Source organism: Streptomyces sp. NPDC046876, assembly GCF_040645035.1.
Taxonomy (GTDB): domain Bacteria; phylum Actinomycetota; class Actinomycetes; order Streptomycetales; family Streptomycetaceae; genus Streptomyces.
In genome coordinates this window covers 51481-70063 of record NZ_JBEYXK010000032.1, presented here as the reverse complement: position 1 = coordinate 70063, position 18583 = coordinate 51481, and the positions used below count along the sequence as shown (strand labels likewise).

Sequence of the window (18583 nt, the reverse complement as noted above, 5' to 3'; positions counted from 1 at the left end):
GTGGAGGAGGACAGCTCGATCTTCGCCTTCTCGGCGGCCTCGCGCAGACGCTGCAGGGCCATCTTGTCCTTGGACAGGTCGACGCCGTGGCCGTTCTGGAACTGCTTGACCAGGTAGTCGACGACGCGCTGGTCCCAGTCGTCACCACCGAGGTGGTTGTCACCGTTGGTGGCCATCACCTCGGTGACACCGTCACCGATCTCGAGGAGGGACACGTCGAAGGTGCCGCCGCCGAGGTCGAAGACGAGAATGGTCTGCTCGTCCTCGTCCTCGTCGTCCAGGCCACAGGCGAGGCCGGCGGCGGCCGGTCCGCTAATGACCCGCAGGACGTTCAGACCGGTGATCTCGCCGGCCTCCTTCGTCGCCTGACGCTCGGAGTCGTTGAAGTAGGCCGGGACGGTGATGACCGCGTCCGTGACCTTCTCGCCCAGGTACGCCTCGGCGTCGCGCTTCAGCTTCTGCAGGATGAAGGCGCTCATCTGCTGCGGGTTGAAGTCCTTGCCATCCAGGTTGATCTTCCAGTCAGTGCCCATGTGGCGCTTGACGGAACGGATGGTGCGGTCGACGTTCGTGACCGCCTGGCGCTTGGCCACCTCGCCGACGAGGACCTCGCCGTTCTTGGCGAAGGCGACGACGGACGGCGTGGTCCTGGCACCCTCGGCGTTGGTGATGACGGTGGGCTCGCCGGCTTCGAGAACGCTGACGACGGAGTTAGTGGTGCCCAGGTCGATGCCGACCACACGTCCCCCGGAGCGGTGTGGTGGAGTTGGTGTCGGAGCGGAGGCGGCCTTCGCTGCGGCGAACTCCGCCCACACCAGTCGGCTCACCTCCGCAGCCCTCGCGTCGTCGAAGTCTGCTCCGTACAACCGGGTCAACAGGCTTGCGATTTCCCCGTACCGGCGGGCCGCCGCGGCGGGATCGCCGCTGTGCCCAAGTAGTTCCTCGTCATCCAGCAGTAGCCTTACCGCCCCCTGTCCTTGCTCCCCAGCCCGCATCCAGCGCTGGCTCGTGGTCGGGGGGCGATAGCTGTGGTTGCGGGCGATGACCAGGTCGGCGACTGTGTCGGTGCCTTTGGCGTGTGGCTTGGGTAGTCCCTTGCTCCGGAGGCGCTGATAGAGGATCTGGTGGATCCGGCTGAGCGTGAGATCCAGCGGTGCCTGGTCGTGGCCTTCCTTGAGTAGCCGCACCAATTCTGCTGTGAAGGCGGTGTTGCGCTCGCCCAGAGGAGCGCGCGCGGTCCGGCCTGCGGAGGTGGCGGTGAGTGTGAAGGTCCCGCCTATCTCGATCTGGTCCAGCGCGAGCGTGTCGGCGTCCCCCATGGTGTCGACGGCACGCCCCGAGAAGCAGCAGTCGAGGATGACGACCCGGTTGCGTGCGGGGCTGCTCCTGACGATCTCCCTGATCCCGTCGAAGGGCATCGCCGAATACCGCAGGAGGTTGCCGCGCCTGGTCCCTGCCAAGCCGAGGAACAGCTCCCCGCTGGCGTCCAGCAGGCCGTGGCCCGCGAAATAGATCAGCAGCAGGTCCTCCGCATGCGAGGCGAGTTCGTGGAGCCTGGCTGCCAACTCCGCCTGAGTATGCGGGTCCTGAATGACCTCGCAAGTCTGCGAGGTGGACCAGCCATGCAACGGCAAGACGAAGGCATCTGCCAAGTCGGCGAGGTTGTTCAGTACCGAGGGGATGTCGGGAAGCTCGGGGTCGACCCGGTAGTTCGCCGTGCCAATCAGGACGACCCGGGAGCGCTCACCGTCAGGAAGACGCATCGGGAAGCGCGCTCGGCTGCTCCTGAGTGATGAAACAGCGAAGCTCGGCGACAGTCTCGTCCGCCGCCTTGACACGGCTGAGCTGGACCTCCAGGCTCTCGCCGTTCGCTCTGACGACCTTGACGGTCACGTCGATGGTGCGTTGCCTGACCCATTCAACCAAGGCTTGGGCCAGGACTGTGGCCGCCCCGCCCGCAGAGAGGGCCACCACCAGAGCCTCCGGGAGGCCACCCAGCTCCTCGGCATCGATCCGTCCCTCCACCAGACGAATCCGGCCGCGCAACTCGTCCTCGTGGCCTAGCCACGTCGAAAGCGAGTGGAGGTGCGAGGCGACGACCGCCGGATCAGTCCCCTCGACGATGACGCGAGACTCCATGTGCCCCCCAAGACGATCTACATGCCAGTTAAGCGTAGGCGATGAGCGGCACCGCGGTGGGTGAAAGGGCAGTGCGCGTGGCGAAAACGCGAGGCGACGCCTTCATAGTCTGCTCGCCATCCGACCGACGAAGGGACCTCATGTCCAGCGCTGCTGTCCACCAGATCCGAAGGACACCGGCCTGTGCATGACGAAGAAGAGGAAGGAGAGACCATTCGCTCAGGGCCCTCACGTCGATCAGATCGCGTGTCCGGTGGGGAGCCGCAGGGCTTATCACAGGCTCATCCGTGCCGTAGGTAGTCGCTGTGGGCCTGTGCTGTCAGCGCGTGTCAGTAGCCTGGCGCCATGAAGGCGAGCGACTTCTTCCGTACCGTCACCACCGGTGTCGGCGGTTGGGGGACGCCCCTGACCGCCCAGAAGTTCGAACTTGAACTCATGGAGCGTCTGCGGAAGGCTCCGCTCGAAGGCACTCCAGATCGTGATGCGGCCGAGGGCCTCTCGTCTCTCGTGCACTCTGAGCTGGAGCACTGCGGTACCGATAGCGAGCAGCAGTTGGATGACGAGGAGATCGCAGCGGCGATCAGGTGTCTCAAGGCCATGCTTCGCCGACTCGGCATTCCTTTCGATCCACCCTTCCGCGACTTCCGAGGGTTCCAGGGCTACTGGAGTGGCCAGGGCATGAGCGGAGGAGGCGGTTGGGCAGCTCGTCGCGGCTACCTCAGCACGCTCTTCGCACCCGTCTGGGCGGCCTTGGACGAACTGGACGCCCATGAAGTCATGGGGGGCTTTCGAGGGGTGGACGGGCAGCCCAGAAACATCATCTTCGCGTCCACGGGCTTCAAGCCAGAGATCGTGATGAGTCAGGTCATCGATGGCGCGATCGAGATCGTTGAAGACGCCGACGCCTGCCTCGTTTACGACCGGCCCCTCACTGACGCCGGCCTGACCTGGGGCGAGCTCGTCCACTGGTGGCGCGAGCGGAACGGCATGGACGGTGCGGACGACCGGACCGTAGCTCTGTCGCTTTTTGAGCGACTGAAGGCATCGCTGGGCTCGGACGCCGAGCGGTACCTGTTTCACGCGTTCGGTAGCCGCTACGCCGGGGCCAACGCCATGCAGGAGCCCGCCCTGCTGCCGCAGGTCTACCTTCACTTCGACCCACTCACCGAGCGGCAGCGGAAGGCGCTGAACAAACCCCGCCGGCTCGGCCGCGAGCGCATGGACTTTCTGCTGCTCCTCCCTGGTGGTGTCCGGATCGTGATCGAGGTTGACGGCAAACACCACTACGCCAGAGAGAGGCCTCCGGGATCCGGGCAGTGGGAGGTGGCCGCCGACCTCTACTCGGAGATGGCCGCCGAGGACCGAGCCCTCAGACTCAAGGGGTACGAGGTTTTCCGCTTCGGAGGCATGGAAATATGTGATGCCAGGGAAGACCTGTCGTTCATTCGGCGGTTCTTCTCCGACCTCGAAGCACGGTTCTGGGCTGGAGTGGCGAGTTGAAATGGGTTGCCGGGAGGCCCTCGTCTGTATGACGCGCCTGCTGCGGCACTCGGCGATGGGGACCGGAGCAGTCGCGACTCAGCGAGCAGCCATTCGTTCGATCCTCCCTTTCGAACCAAGCCAGGGCTCGGGTGGCATCGGGACCATGCTGTCGGCAGGCAACACCGCCCGCTTGCTGCCTCACCATCACCCAGACCCGCTGACTTGGTGGTCGGACGGGGGCAAGGCGCGGGCGCCGACAACCGGCCTGATCCGGCGCCATCGCCTACACCCACGCGCCTCCGGGCACGAGAGGCAGTCCGCAGTAGGAATCAGCCTTGGGGTTGGGGCGCGTTCAACGTTCAGCCTCTACCGGATGAGTTGTCGTACCACTCGACGGTGGTCCCGATGAGACTGGCGGCGACGACTCTTCTGATGTTCCCGGGGCGGGCTGACGGTGTGGCAGAGGCGGCCATGGATACCACTTCCGGAGGGGGACGGGGACGTTTCCGTGTCGCCACACCATAGGAAGGCCCAGATCAGGGGCACATGGTGCCCACAACCACACTTCCGGTCCAGCGGGTGTGCACCTCAGCCATGCCGCCCGCGGAGCGCGCCTGAAGGTCCTCCCCAGGAGGCCGGGCACCCCATTGCGGGGCCACCAAGAAGGTAATGGGGAGAGAGGTCTCGCCTCGCGGAATCTGCGGTGAGCACGGGTTGCGGCCTCTACAGCTGGAGCTTCTGAGCGTCCCTGCGCGGGGGACGCTCGTTCTTGACACCGCTGCACGCCAGGAGCTCGGTCCCGGTGGCATCGAAGTACAGGGTGAAGAACCAAGATCTGTCTACTGCGACGATGTTGCCGGTACGCAGTAGCTCGTCGCGGTGCCGAGCGCGGAGGATCTCAACGGTCTCGTCAAGGCCGAGGGTCGTCAGGCCGATCTTCAACGACCATCTGAGCCTTGTCGCAGCGATGCCGAAGACCATCCAGTGAGGCGGCCGTCCGTCGAAGAGCACGACCTCGCCGCCGGCGGCGATGGCGTCGCGTGCTGCCTTGCAGGTACTGGTCTGGCCTTTGAGCATCGCGCTGATGTCGGGCTGACTTGGGTTCTCGTCCTCGGTGGCCATGCGGCGACAGTAGGGAGAGAACGCGGCCGTCGCTACAGGGTTTGGCGTGGCCTGCTCGCAGCCGTATGGCTACTTCGCACCGATGGCTGCAGCCTGAGCGCGGCATCGTGCCAGCCCCGCAGTCACCTCTTCGTGGTCCGGGCTGTCCTGGCTCACAAGGAGTTCGCCTGCCGCGGTCATCGCGGCCCAGAAGTCGGGCGGTGAGCCCCGCTCGTCCCGGAACTGGGTTTTGGTGAAGTAGAGGAAGACCTTCGTGAGCTCCCCGGTGCGAAAGCATGCGAGCAGACTTCCGGGATAGCCTCCGCGGGCGCCGGCGGCTGTTCCCAGCAGGTCGCGGATGTGCTCCTCGTTCTCGTCAAGCACGCGGTCCACGATGAAGACGTGCCCGAACCTGAGAACGAAGGCGAGGTCCTCCTCCTCACCCACCGCGAAGTCTGCGAAAAGTGGCTCGACCTGGCGGAGCCGGGCTTCGGCGTCAGTCTTGGGCACACCCAAGGCCAAGCACACGGCCGACACACAGACGCCCCACTTGCCGGTTCTCGCGGCAAGGTCGGCGAAGACCTCCTCGTCGCTCTGCCCTCCGGCGAGCATCTCCTGCGCCGCCAGAACCAGCGCGCCCTCACCCTCCCCATGGCTCATGGCTCATGGCTCATGGCTCATGGTGAGAGGCTACCGCGAGGTGCGACGGCCAAGTCGGCCGCGATCGACTCGGTCACCGAGGCAGCACAAAGCCACCCAGCCAACGGGGTGTGAACCGCAGCAGAGCTGGATTACAGCCCTATTCCGCACACCCGAATATCCGAACCTGCCGACAGTCAAGAAGACCTCTGGGTCGACGGCGGCGACGACCGAGGCGCAGTCATCGTGGTCTTCCAGGCTGTCCGCCCCGATCCTGCTGCGCCAAAGCTGCAACAGGAAAGGCAAGGTGCCCGCCTCCGGGGGAGGGCGAGGAGAACGTGGACGTCCTTCCTGTCCCGCCGTAGAGCGAGCAGGTCCTGGCGCAGGATCACCGTCGGGCCGCCCGTTGTCGCCGCGGAGACAGCCGCCCCGGCCGCTCGGCCTTTCGAGCGTCCGCGTGCGGCCCCCCTTCAGGCCCCGCTTGCCTGCCCTGAGAGGTGCCGCACACGGACGGACGTACCTTGACTTTTAATGGTAACCATTCTTATTAGGTGGTTACGGCTGTGTGTCCGGATCTTCCCACCGGTTGGGCGTGCTGTTGGGGGGCCTTACCAGGATGACTTGGTCACCCCGGGTAGGAATCCCGCGTGCGCCTGCTGCCTGGCCCGCACTCGGGAGAGTCCGAACTTGCGCAGGTAGCCGCGGGGGCGGCCGTCCACGCTGTCGCGGTTGCGGACTCGGGTGGCGCTGGCGTTGCGCGGCTGCCGGCGCAGTTCCGTGAGGGCGGCTTCTCGTTCGGCAGTGGTGGAGGACGGGCGGCGGATGATCTCCTTGAGCTCGGCCCGCCTGGTGGCGTAGCGCTCGACGGTCTCCTTGCGCTTCTCGTTCTGCGCGATCTTGCTCTTCTTCGCCATCAGACCTTCCCTCCTCGGGCCCGGATCCGGGCCACGGCGGCCTCGATGCCGATCGCGTCCACCGTCTTGATCGCCCTGGTGCTCAGGGTCAGGCGTACGTGGCGTCCCTCGCTGGGCAGCCAGTACCGCTTGTGCTGGATGTTCGGGTCGAAGCGGCGCGAGGTGCGCCGGTGCGAGTGGGAGATGGAGTTGCCGAATCCCGGCTTCGCGCCGGTCAGTTGGCAGTGAGCGGACATGTGGGGCGGTGCCCTTTCTCGGGTGGGGACGGTGTTGGTAATGAAAACCAGTGTCATATAGTAGCGGCATGGCACGCAACGAGATCCGCCCGATCATCAAGCTCCGCTCCACGGGGGGCACCGGCTTCACCTACGTCACGCGCAAGAACCGGCGCAACGACCCCGACCGGCTGGTGCTGCGCAAGTACGACCCCGTCCTGCGTCGACACGTCGACTTCCGCGAAGAGCGCTGACCCCCGCAAACAGCCCGATCCTCGAAAGGTTCCTGCCATGAAGCCCGGAATCCACCCCGCCTACGGGCCCGTCGTCTTCCGCGACTCGGCCTCCGGCACCGCGTTCCTCACCCGCTCCACGATGACCAGCGACAAGACCGTCGACTGGGAGGACGGCAACACCTACCCGGTCGTCGACGTGGAGATCTCCTCCGCCAGCCACCCCTTCTACACGGGCACCGCTCGCGTTCTCGACACCGCCGGCCGCGTCGAGAAGTTCCAGCGCCGCTACGGAGCGCGGTGATGGAGGAAGGGCGCAAGCTTCCGGTCGTGATCGTCGCCGGGATCCACGCCGACGCCCGCAGACAGGTGGTCGACGACCTCCTGCGCTCCGTACCGGGCAGTGTGGCGCTGCATCACGACCTCACCGGGGCCGTCGACGGCGCCGTCCGCCGCCTCATCCGAGACGCCTCCGGCGACCTGTCGCACGGTGAGGCGCCGCTGGTCAACGACTGCGCGTGCTGCGCACTGCGCGAGGACCTCGTCCCGGAACTGGAGCGGCTGGCCGGCAGCGGCCTGACCCGGCTCGCCGTGGTCGAGCTGTGGGACTCGGTCGAGCCGAAGGCCATGGCGGAGGTGGTGGCAGCCCATGCCGGCGACGAGTTGGTCCTGACGAACGTGATCACCGCCGTGGATCCCGCGCTCGTCCTGCCGTACCTCGCCAACGGCGACGATCTGGCCGAAGCGGGCCTTGCCGCGGCGCCCACCGACCAGCGGACCGTCGGCGACACCTGGGCCCGTCAGCTGGAGTACGCGCCCGTGCTCGCCGTCGTCGACAGCGACGAGGCCGACGACGAGGACCGCGCACTGCTCGCGCAGCTGCACCCCACCGCCCTTCGCGTACCCGCCGGTTCGGGTGAGCTCGCGCAGGTGGCATTCGCCGGCTTCGACGTCGAGGCGGCCGCGGCCGCACAGCATCCCGCCTGCGCGCTCCTGCCACAGGAGGCGGACGAGGCGGGCGTGACCACGCTGGTCTGGCACCGCCGCCGGCCGTTCCATCCCGAACGCCTCTACCAGGCGCTGGAGGACTTGTGCTGTGCCGCCGCCCGCAGTCGCGGCCGGTTCTGGCTCGCCGACCGGCCCGACACGTTGCTGGCCTGGGACGCGGCGGGCGGAGCCCTGTGTGTCGAGAGCGCCGGGCCGTGGCTGGCGTCGCTGCCCGACGCGGCCTGGGAGATGGTCCCGCCCATGCGCCGAGCCGCGGCCGCCCTCGACTGGCACCCGGACCACGGCGACTGCTGCCAGCACCTCGTCTTCACCTCTCCCGGGCTCGACCGGGACGGGTTGGAGCGGCTCCTCGACTCCTGCCTGCTGACGGACGGGGAGTACAACGCGGGCCGCGACGCCTGGAAGCACCTGCCCGCAGCGTTCGACTCCCTCCTCGACGCCGCCTGAGACCCCGTACAACCCGCTCGCGGGCCGGCGAGGCCCCGACGGAATCATTCATGCAAGGAGAACTCGCCATGTCCCGACGCCCCGTCCTCCGCAAGCCCGTGAAGTCCCGGCCCAACCCGCTCGACGCGGCCGGGATCACCTACATCGACTACAAGGACACCGACCTGCTCCGGAAGTTCATCTCCGACCGCGGGAAGATCCGCAGCCGGCGCGTGACCCGAGTGACGGCCCAGCAGCAGCGGGCCCTCGCCACCGCCGTCAAGAACGCGCGCGAGATGGCCCTGCTGCCGTACGCCGGTCGCTGACGGCATTCGGGCGGACCGGGACTTCCGGAGGCCGAGCAGCCATTGGGTACGCGCCCTGGCTGCCTGCCTCATCCGGTCCGTCCGCAGGCGGGCTCGGGGTCCGCTGGAGGGCCTGGCCGTGTGGGGGGATGATCCAAGTGATTGCCATTTCGCTTCCCTCGTGTGCAGGGAGGACGGTATGCGTGGCGTATCGACCCGCACAGGCCGCGACGGCGGTGGAGACGGACCGGCCGACGGCCGAGTCCTCGTTGCACAGCTCCCATACGGCGGCGTCGAACTCGAGGGCGATCACGTCGTGGGTGGCGGTGGCGCCCAGGCGTCGGGTGTCGGGGCGGAACATCCGGGGCCGGCCGAGCAGTTCGCCGTAGCCGAGGGTGTCGATGACGGCGTCCTTGCGGCCCGGGCACCTGGGTGTCGAGGTCGACATCACCGCCCTGGACGCCGTGGAAGCCCTGCCCACCGAACTCGCGGAGCGGAGCATCGTCTTCGCCCTGGCCCGCGTCAAACACGACCTCCGCAAGCCCCTCGATGCCTACGGGCTCACACCAGCTGTGGGGCCGGACCGGATCTACCCGACCCTCCCCACTGCCGTTGCCGCCTACCGCGATGGCAACAAGCCAACTGAGACCTCGCCTCTGGTCGATGACCGGGACGCGGTTCCCGCCGGTGTTGCCCCGGCGCGCTCGCCGGGGCCGCACGGGCACCGGACGGCCCTGAATCGATGACCCCGAACCCCTGGGTTTCGCGGGCGGGGGTATCGGGTCGTGCTCGGCCGCGCCCATCTCGGGTGGACAACCGAATGCGGGAACCAGCACGCCGCGTCGAAGCATTCGGGTGAATGTACTTGCGGCCCATGTACGCATCGGCGAGGAGGCCGGGATCCTTGGTGGATGATCACTGCTCCTTTACAGAGGGCGGCCGTGCTGGTGGCTGTCGCAGCGCTGCTGGGAGCCGCCCCGGCCGGCGCCCCGCTCGAGTCCTGGGACACGACGGAGAAGTGCGTGCAGAAGGATTGGGACAGCCGTCGAATCCCCACGCGGACGGGGAACCCCGAGCTCGGGTGGCAGCACTTCTCCCGGCCGCACGGCATCACGAGCTGCAGGCTCGTCAACGCCGCCCTCAATGGCAAGCCCGACAAGCTGTCCGACCAGCAGCGCAACCTCGAGTACTGGGGATCGGCCATCAACAACGGCCGCCAGGTCGACCTCGTGGTCAAGGTCCGCTACGCCAAGACCACAGACGACGGCAGGTACGAAGCACCCGGGGCGAAGGGGAAGGTCGGAGTCATCACGGCCTATTGCCGAGGGATGCAGAAATGTCCGTCATGGGTCAACTGACCTGCTCCGAGGGCTGCCTCGCCCGCGCACAGCGTGCTGTCTCCGCAGCCCTCTGGCACTACACGGACACTCCCATTGCCAAGCCGTACTACGTCCGCGGCTGTGTTCCCGAGCCGGAGGACGCGGCAGTGATCGTCGCGCTGTGGACCGGCCCGAGCGCACGGGAGAAGAGGAACCTGTTCCTACTCGTTCCCCTGGTGTCGGGCGGACTGCCCGTCCCGCCGTGGCACGTGGTCGCGGGGCTGATGCGGCTCGGCCGCGGTACGCACCTGTTCGGCTCTGTCGGGCGGCGCTTCGACGGCAAACCCGTCCTTGACGGCAGCGCTCTGGTGGAAGGCGGGGGCCGGTCCAGCCTGTGTGACGGTTCCCCGGAACCTGAAGGGCCGCGGGGCTTCTACTTCGAACGCCCCGGCGAACCGAGGCGCTACTCATGAGAATTCCACGCCCCCCGTGAAGCCCGCGCGGCCAACGGCAGGGCGTCAGGCTCCGCCCTTGCGCTTGTTGTAGACGTCGAAGCCGACGGCCGCCAGCAGGACCAGGCCCTTGATCACCTGCTGGTAGTCGGTGCCCACGCCGACCAGCGACATGCCGTTGTTCAGCACGCCGAGCACCAGACCGCCGGTGAGCGCACCGAGGACGGTACCCACACCGCCGCTCGCGGAGGCGCCGCCGATGAAGGCGGCGGCGATCGCCTCCAACTCGAAGTTGATGCCGGCCTGCGGCGTACCGGCGTTGAGCCGAGCGGCGAACACCATCCCGGCCAGGGCCGCGAGGACGCCCATGTTCACGAAGGCCAGGAAGACGACCCGCTTGCTCTTCACTCCGGACAGCCTCGCCGCCGCCTCGTTGCCGCCGATGGCGTAGGTGTGGCGGCCGAGGATCGAGTTGCGCATCACGTATCCGAAGACGGCCAGCAGGACGCCGAGAAGCAGCAGGACGATCGGCACGCCGTGGTAGCTGGCCAGTAGCAGGGTGAAGGCCACCACGGCCGCGGTGATCGCGCCGAGCTTCACCAGGAACAGCCCGGCCGGGAGCGGCCGCAGCCCGTACGAGGCGGCCCGCCGCCGCTCGCGCACCTCCTGCAGGATCGCGACGGCCAGCACCGCGAGGCCCAGCAGGAGGGTGAGGTTGTGGTAGTCGGTGTGGGGGCCGACCGCGGGGAGGAAGCCGCTGCTGATGTTCTGGAAGCCCTTGGGGAACGGCGCGACCGACTGGCCCTGCAAGAGGATCTGGGTCCCCCCGCGGAACAGCAGCATGCCGGCCAGCGTGACGATGAACGACGGGATCCTGAGGTAGGCGATCCAGAATCCCTGCCAGGCTCCGGCGAGAGCACCGATCAGCAGGGCGGCCGCCAGCGCCACGGGCCAGGGAGTCCTGTGCGCGACCATCATCACCGCCGCGGCCGCCCCGACGAAGGCGGCGAGCGATCCGACCGACAGGTCGATGTGCCCGGCGATGATGACGATCATCATGCCGATGGCCAGGATGAGGATGTAACCGTTCTGCTGGATCAGATTGGTGATGTTGAGCGGCTGGAGCAGGATGCCGCCCGTCCAGAACTGGAACAGCAGGACGATCAGCGCCAGCGCCAGCAGCATCCCGTACTGGCGCAGGTTGCCGCGCAGTGCGCCGGCCAGTACGGCACCGGCCGAAGGCCGTCGGCCGGTCTCCGGCGTGCCGGGCGTGGAGTCCGGGGTGGTCTTGGTCTGTGCCATGCCTCACACCTGCTTGTCGGGGGATGCCGAACTCATGGTCATGAGTCGCATGAGGGACTCCTGGGTGGCTTCCGTACGGCTGACCTCACCGGTGATCCGGCCCGCGGCCATGGTGTAGATCCGGTCGCACAGGCCCAGGAGTTCGGGGAGTTCCGAGGAGATGACGAGCACTGCCTTGCCCTGGGCGGCGAGCTGGGCGACGACGGTGTAGATCTCCGCCTTGGCGCCGATGTCGATGCCCCGGGTGGGCTCGTCGAGGATCAGCACCTCCGGCTCGGCGAAGATCCATTTGCTGAGGACCACCTTCTGCTGGTTGCCGCCGCTGAGCTTGCCGGTCTCCGCGAACACCGAGGGGGCCTTGATGTTCATGGTCCGCCGGAACGATTCGGCGATCCGGGCCTCCTCGTGCCGGTCGACCCAGCCGCGCCGGGCGACCTTGCCGAGGGCGCTCAGCGAGATGTTGCGGCTGATGCCGGCGTTGAGGTCGAGGCCGAGCTGCTTGCGGTCCTCGGTCACGTACGCGATGCCGTGTCCGATCGCCTCCGGCACCGTCCGGGTACGGATCTCGCGGCCGTCCAGCCGCACCCGGCCGCCGGTCCAGCTCCCGTAGGAGCGGCCGAAGACGCTCATGGCCAGTTCGGTGCGGCCGGCGCCCATGAGACCCGCGATGCCGACGATCTCGCCTCGCCGGACGTTCAGCGATACCCCGTCGACCACCTTGCGCCGGTGGTCGATCGGATGCCGGACGCTCCAGTCCTCGATCTCGAAGGCGACCTCGCCGATCTCAGGGGTGCGCTCGGGGTAGCGGTGCTCCAGGTCGCGGCCCACCATGCCGCGGATGATCCGCTCCTCGGAGATGCCCGCGGGGCCGATGGCGAGGGTCTCGATGGTCCGCCCGTCGCGCAGGATGGTGACGGCGTCGGCGACCCGGGCGATCTCGTTCAACTTGTGCGAGATGAGGATGCAGGAGATGCCCCGGGCCTTGAGTTCGAGGATGAGGTCGAGCAGCTTGCGGCTGTCCTCGTCGTTGAGGGCGGCCGTCGGCTCGTCCAGGATGAGAAGCTTGACCTTCTTGGCGAGTGCCTTGGCGATCTCGACCAACTGCTGTTTGCCCACCCCGAGATCGGCGACCCTGGTGTGCGGGCGCTCGTCGAGTCCGACCTGCCGGAGCAGGTCGGCGGCGTGGGTCAGCGTCCGGTGCCAATTGATCACGCCCCGGGTGGCGTGCTCGTTGCCGAGGAAGATGTTCTCGGCGATGGACAGGTAGGGCACCAGCGCCAGTTCCTGGTGGATGATCGCGATGCCGCGCTGCTCGCTGGCCCGGATGTCCCGGAACCGGCAGGGGGTGCCTTCGAAGTAGATCTCGCCCTCGTAGCCGCCGTACGGGTACACCCCGCTGAGCACCTTCATCAGGGTGGACTTGCCGGCGCCGTTCTCACCGCAGACGGCGTGCACCTCGCCGGCGGCGACGGTCAGGTTGACCTCGGAGAGGGCTTTCACCCCGGGAAACGTCTTGCTGATCGACCGCATTTCGAGAACGGGTCGGGCCATGGCTGTGCGTCCGTATCGTCGGGGCGGCGCGGTGCCCGCGGGTCTCCCCGGGCACCGCACCCGCCGGCTGCTACTTGAGCTGGTCCTCGGTGTACTGGCCGCTGTCCACCAGGACCTTGCGGTAGTTCTCCTTGTCGACGCTGACCGGCTGGAGCAGCTGCGCCGGAACGGTCTTGACGCCGTTGTGGTACTGACGGGTGTCGTTGACCTCGGGCTTTCCGCCGGTCAGTAGCGCGTCGCCCATCTGGACCGCGACCTTGGCCAGTTGGCGGGTGTCCTTGTAGACGGTCTGGGTCTGCTCGCCCGCGATGATCGACTTCACCGAGGCCAGCTCGCCGTCCTGACCCGTGACGATGGGCAGGGGCCGGCCCGGTGTGCCGTAGCCGACGCCCTTCAGCGAGGAGATGACGCCGATCGAGATGCCGTCGTACGGCGAGAGGACGGCGTCGACACGGGCGGTCGTGTACGCCTTGCTCAGCAGGTTGTCCATCCGGGACTGGGCGAGACCGCCGTCCCAGCGCAGGGTGGCGATCTGGGCGAGGGAGGTCTGGCCGCTCTGCACGACCAGCTTCTTGTCGTCGATGTACGGCTGGAGGACGCTCATCGCGCCGTTGTAGAAGAACGCGGCGTTGTTGTCGTCCGGAGAGCCGGCGAACAGCTCGACGTTGAAGGGGCCCTTGCCGTCCTTGAGGCCGAGCCTGTCGACGATGTAACTGCCCTGGAGGACGCCGACCTTGAAGTTGTCGAAGGTCGCGTAGTAGTCGACGTTGCCGGTGCCGCGGATCAGCCGGTCGTAGGAGATGACGGGGACGTGGGCGTCGGCGGCCCGCTGCAGCACATTGGTGAGCGAGGAACCGTCGATGGCGGCGATCACCAGCAGTCTGGCCCCCTTGGTGATCATGTTCTCCACCTGGGAGACCTGGTTCTCCACGACGTTGTCGCCGTACTGGAGGTCCGTCTTGTAGCCCTTGGCCTGGAACTCCTTGACCATGTTGGTGCCGTCGTTGATCCAGCGCTCCGACGACTTGGTCGGCATCGCGATGCCGATGAGGCCGCCCTTGGCGTCGCTGCCGCCCCCTCCGTCGCCCGCTCCGTTGGCGCTCTGGCCGCAGGCCGCCAGCGCCAGCGTCATGCCCAGGGCGGCAAGGCCCGCTGAAAGCTTCCGCACAGTTCCTCCAGTGATGGTCCGCGACCGGCACAGCGCGCCCCGGCAGGGGCAACCGGAAACGGTCGGGCGGGGCCGGCCGGGAGCCGCGTCCTCGCACGGTGCGAAGTCGTGTGGTGTGCGGCGTCTCCGGCCTGGCGATCCTGAGTGTTAACGCTCACAAGAGCGCCGTCAAGGGTCTGTGCGGATCACCGGGCGGGGCCAACTTCGGTGCGGCGTATGGCCCTTCCGGGAGTGAGTGCCCCGGATCGTCGGACGGGTCCGAGCCGGGCTTCCGCGGCGAGGGCGGCGCACGGTCCTTGACGCGCCGATTGTTAGCGTTAACATTCCCTTCGGGGGGGCCGGGCCGCGCAAGGGCGCGGCCCGGCTCATGAGCACTCCGGGTCAGCGGGCGCCGAGGAGGTGTTCGAGGGCCAGCTGGTCCAGCTGTTCGAAGGCCATGCCGCGACGGGCGGCCGCGTCGACGTCGAACTCCTCGAACGCGGACCGGTCGGCCAGTAGGCCGGCCAGGCCGTCCTCGGCCGTGGGCAGAGCCAGTTCGGGCAGCCGGGAGGCGGCGAGCGCGGCCTGGACCTCCGGATCCGACCGGAAGGCGCGGGAACGCTGCGCCAGGAGCAGGTAGTTGCGCATGCAGGCGGCGGCCGAGGCCCAGACGCCGGCAGGGTCCTCCGTGCGCGGCGGCTTGAAGTCGAAGTGGCGCGGGCCTTCGTAACCCGCCGACTCCAGCAGGTCGACCAGCCAGAAGGCCTGGCGCAGGTCGCCCGCGCCGAAACGCAGGTCCTGGTCGTACTTGATCCCGCTCTGGCCGTTGAGGTCGATGTGGAACAGCTTGCCGTGCCACAGGGCCTGGGCGATGCCGTGCGGGAAGTTCAGCCCGGCCATCTGCTCGTGGCCGACCTCCGGGTTGAGGCCGACCCGCTCGGGCCGGTCCAACTCGTTGATGAACGCCAGGGCGTGGCCGACGGTGGGCAGCAGGATGTCGCCGCGCGGCTCGTTGGGCTTGGGCTCGATCGCGAAGCGCAGGTCGTAGCCCTGGTCCTCGACGTACTCGCCCAGCAGGTCGAAGGCTTCCTTCAGCCGGTCGAGGGCGGTGCGCACGTCCTTGGCCGCGCCCGACTCCGCGCCCTCGCGGCCGCCCCAGGCGACGTAGACCGAGGCGCCGAGCTCCACGGCCAGGTCGATGTTGCGGATCGTCTTGCGCAGCGCGTACCGGCGCACGTCGCGGTCGTTCGCGGTGAACGCGCCGTCCTTGAACACCGGGTGGGTGAAGAGGTTGGTGGTGGCCATCGGCACCTTCAGCCCGGCCGTGTCCAGAGCGGTGCGGAAGCGCTTGACCGCCTGCTCGCGGGCGGCTTCGCCGGAGGCGAAGGGGATCAGGTCGTCGTCGTGGAACGTGACGCCGTAGGCACCGAGCCCGGCCAGCCGCTCCACGGTCTCGACCGGGTCGAGGGCGGCTCGGGTGGCGTCGCCGAAGGGGTCCCGCCCCTGCCAGCCGACGGTCCACAGGCCGAAGGTGAACCTGTGCGCGGGAGTGGGGACGAGCGGGTCGCTGCTCATGAGGCGCTCCGGATCAGGCCGAGGTCTATTTGTAATGGCGAAAAACAAATTAGTATGCCGAGACGCCAGAAGGAACCCCACCGGAGGGACCCCATGCCCGCACAGCGTGTCGTGATCGGCGTCGACAGCTCGACCCAGTCCACCAAGGCCCTCGCCGTCGACCTGGAGACCGGCGCCGTCCTGGGCGAGGGCCGCGCCGCGCACACCGTCAGCGCGGGCCCCGGACGCGAGAGCGACCCCGAACAGTGGTGGCGGGCGCTCGGCGAGGCCACGGCGGCCACCGGCTGGGCGGACCGGGCAGCCGCCTGCTCGATCGCCGGCCAGCAGCACGGCCTGGTCACCCTCGACACGGCCGGCCGGCCCGTGCGCCCCGCACTGCTGTGGAACGACGTCCGCTCCGCCCCGCAGGCCGCCGCGCTCGCGGCCGCCTTCGGCCCGGCAGAGCTGGCCCGCCGCACCGGAAGCGTCCCGACGGCCGCCTTCACCGCCGCCAAGTGGGCCTGGCTGCGCGCGCAGGAGCCCGCCGCCGCCGGCCGCGTCGCCGCGGTCCGGCTTCCCCACGACTTCCTGACGGAGCGGCTGACCGGGGAGGCGGTGACGGACCGCGGTGACGCGTCGGGAACCGGCTGGTGGGGCCCCGACGGCTACGACCGGGACGTCCTCGCCCGGATCGGGCTCGACTCCGCTCTCCTGCCGGAAGTCCTCGCGCCCGGCGCCCGGGCGGGCCTCGTCCGGGCCGGCACGCCGCTGCGCGAAGGCGCGCTCGTGGCCACCGGGACCGGCGACAACATGGCCGCCGCCCTCGGGCTGGGCCTGACCCCCGGCCGTCCGGTGCTGAGCCTCGGCACCTCGGGCACCGTCTACGCCGTCGGCCGGACCCGGCCCGCCGACCCGAACGGGACCGTCGCCGGCTTCGCCGACGCCCTCGGCGGCTGGCTGCCGCTCGCCTGCACGCTCAACTGCACCCTCGCCGTCGACCGCTTCGCCGCCCTCGCCGGCCGCGACCGCGAGGACGTCGAGGAAGGCGGCACGGTGGTGGTGCTCCCCTACCTCGACGGCGAGCGCACCCCGGACCTCCCGGGTGCCTCGGGTCTGGTCCACGGGCTGCGCCACGACACGACACCGGGCCAGCTGCTCCAGGCCGCCTACGACGGCGCCGCCCATGCCCTGCTCACAGCCCTGGACGACGTACTGCGCGCCACGGGCGAAGACCCGGCCGCGGAAGAACCCCTGCTGCTGATCGGCGGCGGAGCAGGGGGCAGGGCCTGGCAGCACACGGTCCTGCGGCTGTCCGGCCGGGCCGTCCAGGTGCCGCGGGCCCGGGAACTGGTCGCGCTCGGGGCCGCCGCGCAGGCCGCCGCCCTGCTGACCGGTGAGCCCGCCGACGCCGTCGCCCGGCGCTGGCGCACCACGGAGGGCCGGGTGCTGGAGCCCGTACCCCGTGACGACGACACGCTCGAACGGATCACCGGTACGCTGCGGCGGGCGCGGGCCCTGCAGGAGGTCCCGCCGGACGAACGACAGGAGGGACGGGAGCGATGACCTCGCTCGGCAGGCCGGGCGGGAGCGCGCAGACCGCACCCGCCTCCCAGCAGGGGATGCGCCGGCAGAACCTGGCCGCGGTGCTCGGCGCGGTCGCCGCGCACGGCCCGCTCTCCCGGGCGGGCGTCGCCGGACACACCGGCCTGACCAGGCCGGCCGTCTCCTCCCTGGTCGACGAGCTGATCGGCCGCACCGCCCTGACCGAGACGGAGACCGCCCCGAGCGGACGCGTCGGCCGCCCCGGGCGGGCCCTGGCCCTCAACGACCGGGGCCCCGCGGGGCTCGGCCTGGAGATCGGCGTCACCCATCTCGCCGTGTGCGTCGTCGACCTGCGCGGCGAACCCCGGGTGTGGCGCCGGGTGGAGCGGGCCAACGCGGGCCGGCCGGCCGGGCAGGTGCTGAGGGAGGCCGCCGCGCTCACCGCCGACGCGGAGTCCGAGGCCACTGCCCTCGGCCTGCGCGTCGAGGGCCGCGTCCTGGCCGTCCCGGGGGTGGTGCCGAACGCCCCCGGCGGACTGGTCGCCAACGCCCCCAACCTCGGCTGGAAGGCCGTCCGCCCCGCCGACCACTGGCCCGACCCCGACACCGTGCCCGAGCCGGAGAACGAGGCCAACCTCGGAGCGCTCGCCGAGCAACGGCAGCAGGGACACCCCGCCGAGACCTTCCTCCACGTCTCCGCCGAGGCCGGAATCGGCGCGGCGCTGGTCATAGGCGGCCGGTTGTTCCGGGGCGCCCGCGGCTTCGCGGGCGAACTCGGCCACCTGCCCGTCCACCCGCAGGGCGCACCGTGTCCCTGCGGGGCGCGCGGCTGTCTGGAGCAGTACGCGGGCGAAGCCGCCGTACTGCGCGAGGCGGGGCTGGCGGGCGCCGGCGACCCGGTGGCCGTGCTGGCCGAGCGGGCGGGCGCCGGGGACGGGGCGACCCTGCGGGCCTTGGACCGCGCCGGACGGGCCCTGGGCCTCGCCCTCGTCTCGGCGGTGGACCTGATCGACCCGGACGCCCTCGTCCTGGGCGGTGCCTACGCCGAACTCGCCGAGTGGCTCCTTCCCCCGATACGTGCCGAACTGGCGGCCCGGGTCACCGTCAGGCCCTGGAACCCCGAGGCGGTGCGCCCCTCCGCCCTGGGGCGCCGCGGACCGGTACTGGGTGCGGCGTGGTCGACCGTGCAGCGGATCATCGCCGACCCCACCCGCCTGCCCGTCCGCCAGGCCGTGTGAGCCCTCTGCCGCCTTC

General features: G+C 69.4%; 19 protein-coding genes and 2 pseudogenes. 10 read left to right on the top strand and 11 right to left on the bottom strand.

Annotated features, from left to right (window positions below; all coding sequences use genetic code 11):
* The 3 genes and pseudogenes from ABZ924_RS19190 to ABZ924_RS19180 all read right to left on the bottom strand — a co-directional run.
* Nucleotides 1–740, bottom strand: a 740-nt coding sequence (locus ABZ924_RS19190) for an Hsp70 family protein (protein WP_361910755.1), incomplete at its 3' end; no start/stop codon positions are given.
* 402 nt (nt 741–1142) lie between these two features.
* Nucleotides 1143–1763: pseudogene (locus ABZ924_RS19185) on the bottom strand (caspase family protein); the annotation flags it as partial.
* On the bottom strand, nt 1750–2139 hold the full coding sequence (locus ABZ924_RS19180) for a hypothetical protein (protein ID WP_361910747.1): 390 nt from the start codon (nt 2137–2139) through the stop codon (nt 1750–1752). The gene ABZ924_RS19180 and the pseudogene ABZ924_RS19185, both read right to left, overlap by 14 nt.
* 345 nt (nt 2140–2484) lie before the next feature.
* Here ABZ924_RS19180 and ABZ924_RS19175 point away from each other — a divergent pair, with 345 nt between their 5' ends.
* Nucleotides 2485–3639, top strand: a complete 1155-nt coding sequence (locus tag ABZ924_RS19175) for a hypothetical protein (protein ID WP_361910744.1) — start codon at nt 2485–2487, stop codon at nt 3637–3639.
* A 705-nt stretch (nt 3640–4344) separates the two neighbouring features.
* On the opposite strand, the gene ABZ924_RS19170 is transcribed toward ABZ924_RS19175, so the two are convergent.
* The 4 genes from ABZ924_RS19170 to rpmB all read right to left on the bottom strand — a co-directional run bounded on the left by ABZ924_RS19170 (nt 4345) and on the right by rpmB (nt 6511).
* Complete coding sequence (locus tag ABZ924_RS19170) at nt 4345–4743, bottom strand: hypothetical protein (RefSeq protein WP_361910741.1); 399 nt, start codon at nt 4741–4743, stop codon at nt 4345–4347.
* Between the two features lie 69 nt (nt 4744–4812).
* Nucleotides 4813–5382 carry a hypothetical protein gene (locus tag ABZ924_RS19165; protein ID WP_361910738.1) on the bottom strand — a complete coding sequence of 190 codons (570 nt, stop codon included), beginning with the start codon at nt 5380–5382 and terminating at the stop codon, nt 4813–4815.
* Between the two features lie 587 nt (nt 5383–5969).
* Complete coding sequence (rpsN, locus tag ABZ924_RS19160) at nt 5970–6275, bottom strand: 30S ribosomal protein S14 (RefSeq protein ID WP_361910735.1); 306 nt, start codon at nt 6273–6275, stop codon at nt 5970–5972.
* Nucleotides 6275–6511 (bottom strand): 50S ribosomal protein L28, encoded by a 237-nt coding sequence (gene rpmB, locus ABZ924_RS19155; protein ID WP_361910731.1) that lies wholly within the window; start codon nt 6509–6511, stop codon nt 6275–6277. Before rpmB ends, rpsN begins: the two co-directional genes overlap by 1 nt.
* A 68-nt stretch (nt 6512–6579) precedes the next feature.
* Between rpmB and rpmG the strand changes: the two genes are divergently transcribed.
* From rpmG to ABZ924_RS19120, 7 genes and pseudogenes are all read left to right on the top strand, one after another.
* A complete protein-coding gene (gene rpmG / locus ABZ924_RS19150; RefSeq protein ID WP_361910728.1) occupies nt 6580–6744 on the top strand; it encodes a 50S ribosomal protein L33 in 165 nt (54 codons plus the stop codon).
* Between the two features lie 37 nt (nt 6745–6781).
* Nucleotides 6782–7027, top strand: a complete 246-nt coding sequence (locus ABZ924_RS19145; RefSeq protein ID WP_361910725.1) for a type B 50S ribosomal protein L31 — start codon at nt 6782–6784, stop codon at nt 7025–7027.
* Nucleotides 7027–8178: a GTP-binding protein gene (locus ABZ924_RS19140; protein WP_361910722.1), complete on the top strand. Its 1152-nt coding sequence runs from the start codon at nt 7027–7029 to the stop codon at nt 8176–8178. Before ABZ924_RS19145 ends, ABZ924_RS19140 begins: the two co-directional genes overlap by 1 nt.
* 68 nt (nt 8179–8246) lie before the next feature.
* Complete coding sequence (rpsR, locus tag ABZ924_RS19135) at nt 8247–8483, top strand: 30S ribosomal protein S18 (protein WP_361910719.1); 237 nt, start codon at nt 8247–8249, stop codon at nt 8481–8483.
* Between the two features lie 413 nt (nt 8484–8896).
* Nucleotides 8897–9088, top strand: a pseudogene (locus tag ABZ924_RS19130) (sodium-independent anion transporter); the annotation flags it as partial.
* 321 nt (nt 9089–9409) lie between these two features.
* Complete coding sequence (locus ABZ924_RS19125; RefSeq protein ID WP_361910716.1) at nt 9410–9820, top strand: hypothetical protein; 411 nt, start codon at nt 9410–9412, stop codon at nt 9818–9820.
* A complete protein-coding gene (locus tag ABZ924_RS19120) occupies nt 9799–10254 on the top strand; it encodes a hypothetical protein (RefSeq protein WP_361910713.1) in 456 nt (151 codons plus the stop codon). Before ABZ924_RS19125 ends, ABZ924_RS19120 begins: the two co-directional genes overlap by 22 nt.
* Nucleotides 10255–10299: 45 nt before the next feature.
* Here ABZ924_RS19120 and mmsB read toward each other — a convergent pair whose 3' ends face one another.
* From mmsB to xylA, 4 genes are all read right to left on the bottom strand, one after another.
* Nucleotides 10300–11535 carry a multiple monosaccharide ABC transporter permease gene (gene mmsB / locus ABZ924_RS19115; protein ID WP_361910710.1) on the bottom strand — a complete coding sequence of 412 codons (1236 nt, stop codon included), beginning with the start codon at nt 11533–11535 and terminating at the stop codon, nt 10300–10302.
* Nucleotides 11536–11538: 3 nt separating this feature from the next.
* Nucleotides 11539–13086, bottom strand: a complete 1548-nt coding sequence (mmsA, locus tag ABZ924_RS19110) for a multiple monosaccharide ABC transporter ATP-binding protein (RefSeq protein ID WP_361910707.1) — start codon at nt 13084–13086, stop codon at nt 11539–11541.
* 70 nt (nt 13087–13156) lie between these two features.
* Nucleotides 13157–14218: a multiple monosaccharide ABC transporter substrate-binding protein gene (gene chvE / locus ABZ924_RS19105; RefSeq protein WP_361910753.1), complete on the bottom strand. Its 1062-nt coding sequence runs from the start codon at nt 14216–14218 to the stop codon at nt 13157–13159.
* A gap of 417 nt (nt 14219–14635) precedes the next feature.
* Complete coding sequence (xylA, locus tag ABZ924_RS19100) at nt 14636–15808, bottom strand: xylose isomerase (RefSeq protein WP_361910704.1); 1173 nt, start codon at nt 15806–15808, stop codon at nt 14636–14638.
* Between the two features lie 93 nt (nt 15809–15901).
* Here xylA and xylB point away from each other — a divergent pair, with 93 nt between their 5' ends.
* Together xylB and ABZ924_RS19090 are read left to right on the top strand one after the other, a co-directional pair.
* A complete protein-coding gene (gene xylB, locus ABZ924_RS19095) occupies nt 15902–17350 on the top strand; it encodes a xylulokinase (protein WP_361910701.1) in 1449 nt (482 codons plus the stop codon).
* Entirely contained in the window at nt 17347–18567 is a 1221-nt protein-coding gene (locus ABZ924_RS19090) for an ROK family protein (RefSeq protein ID WP_361910698.1), read from the top strand. The genes xylB and ABZ924_RS19090 overlap by 4 nt, the downstream gene beginning before the upstream one ends.
* Nucleotides 18568–18583: the final 16 nt, after the last annotated feature.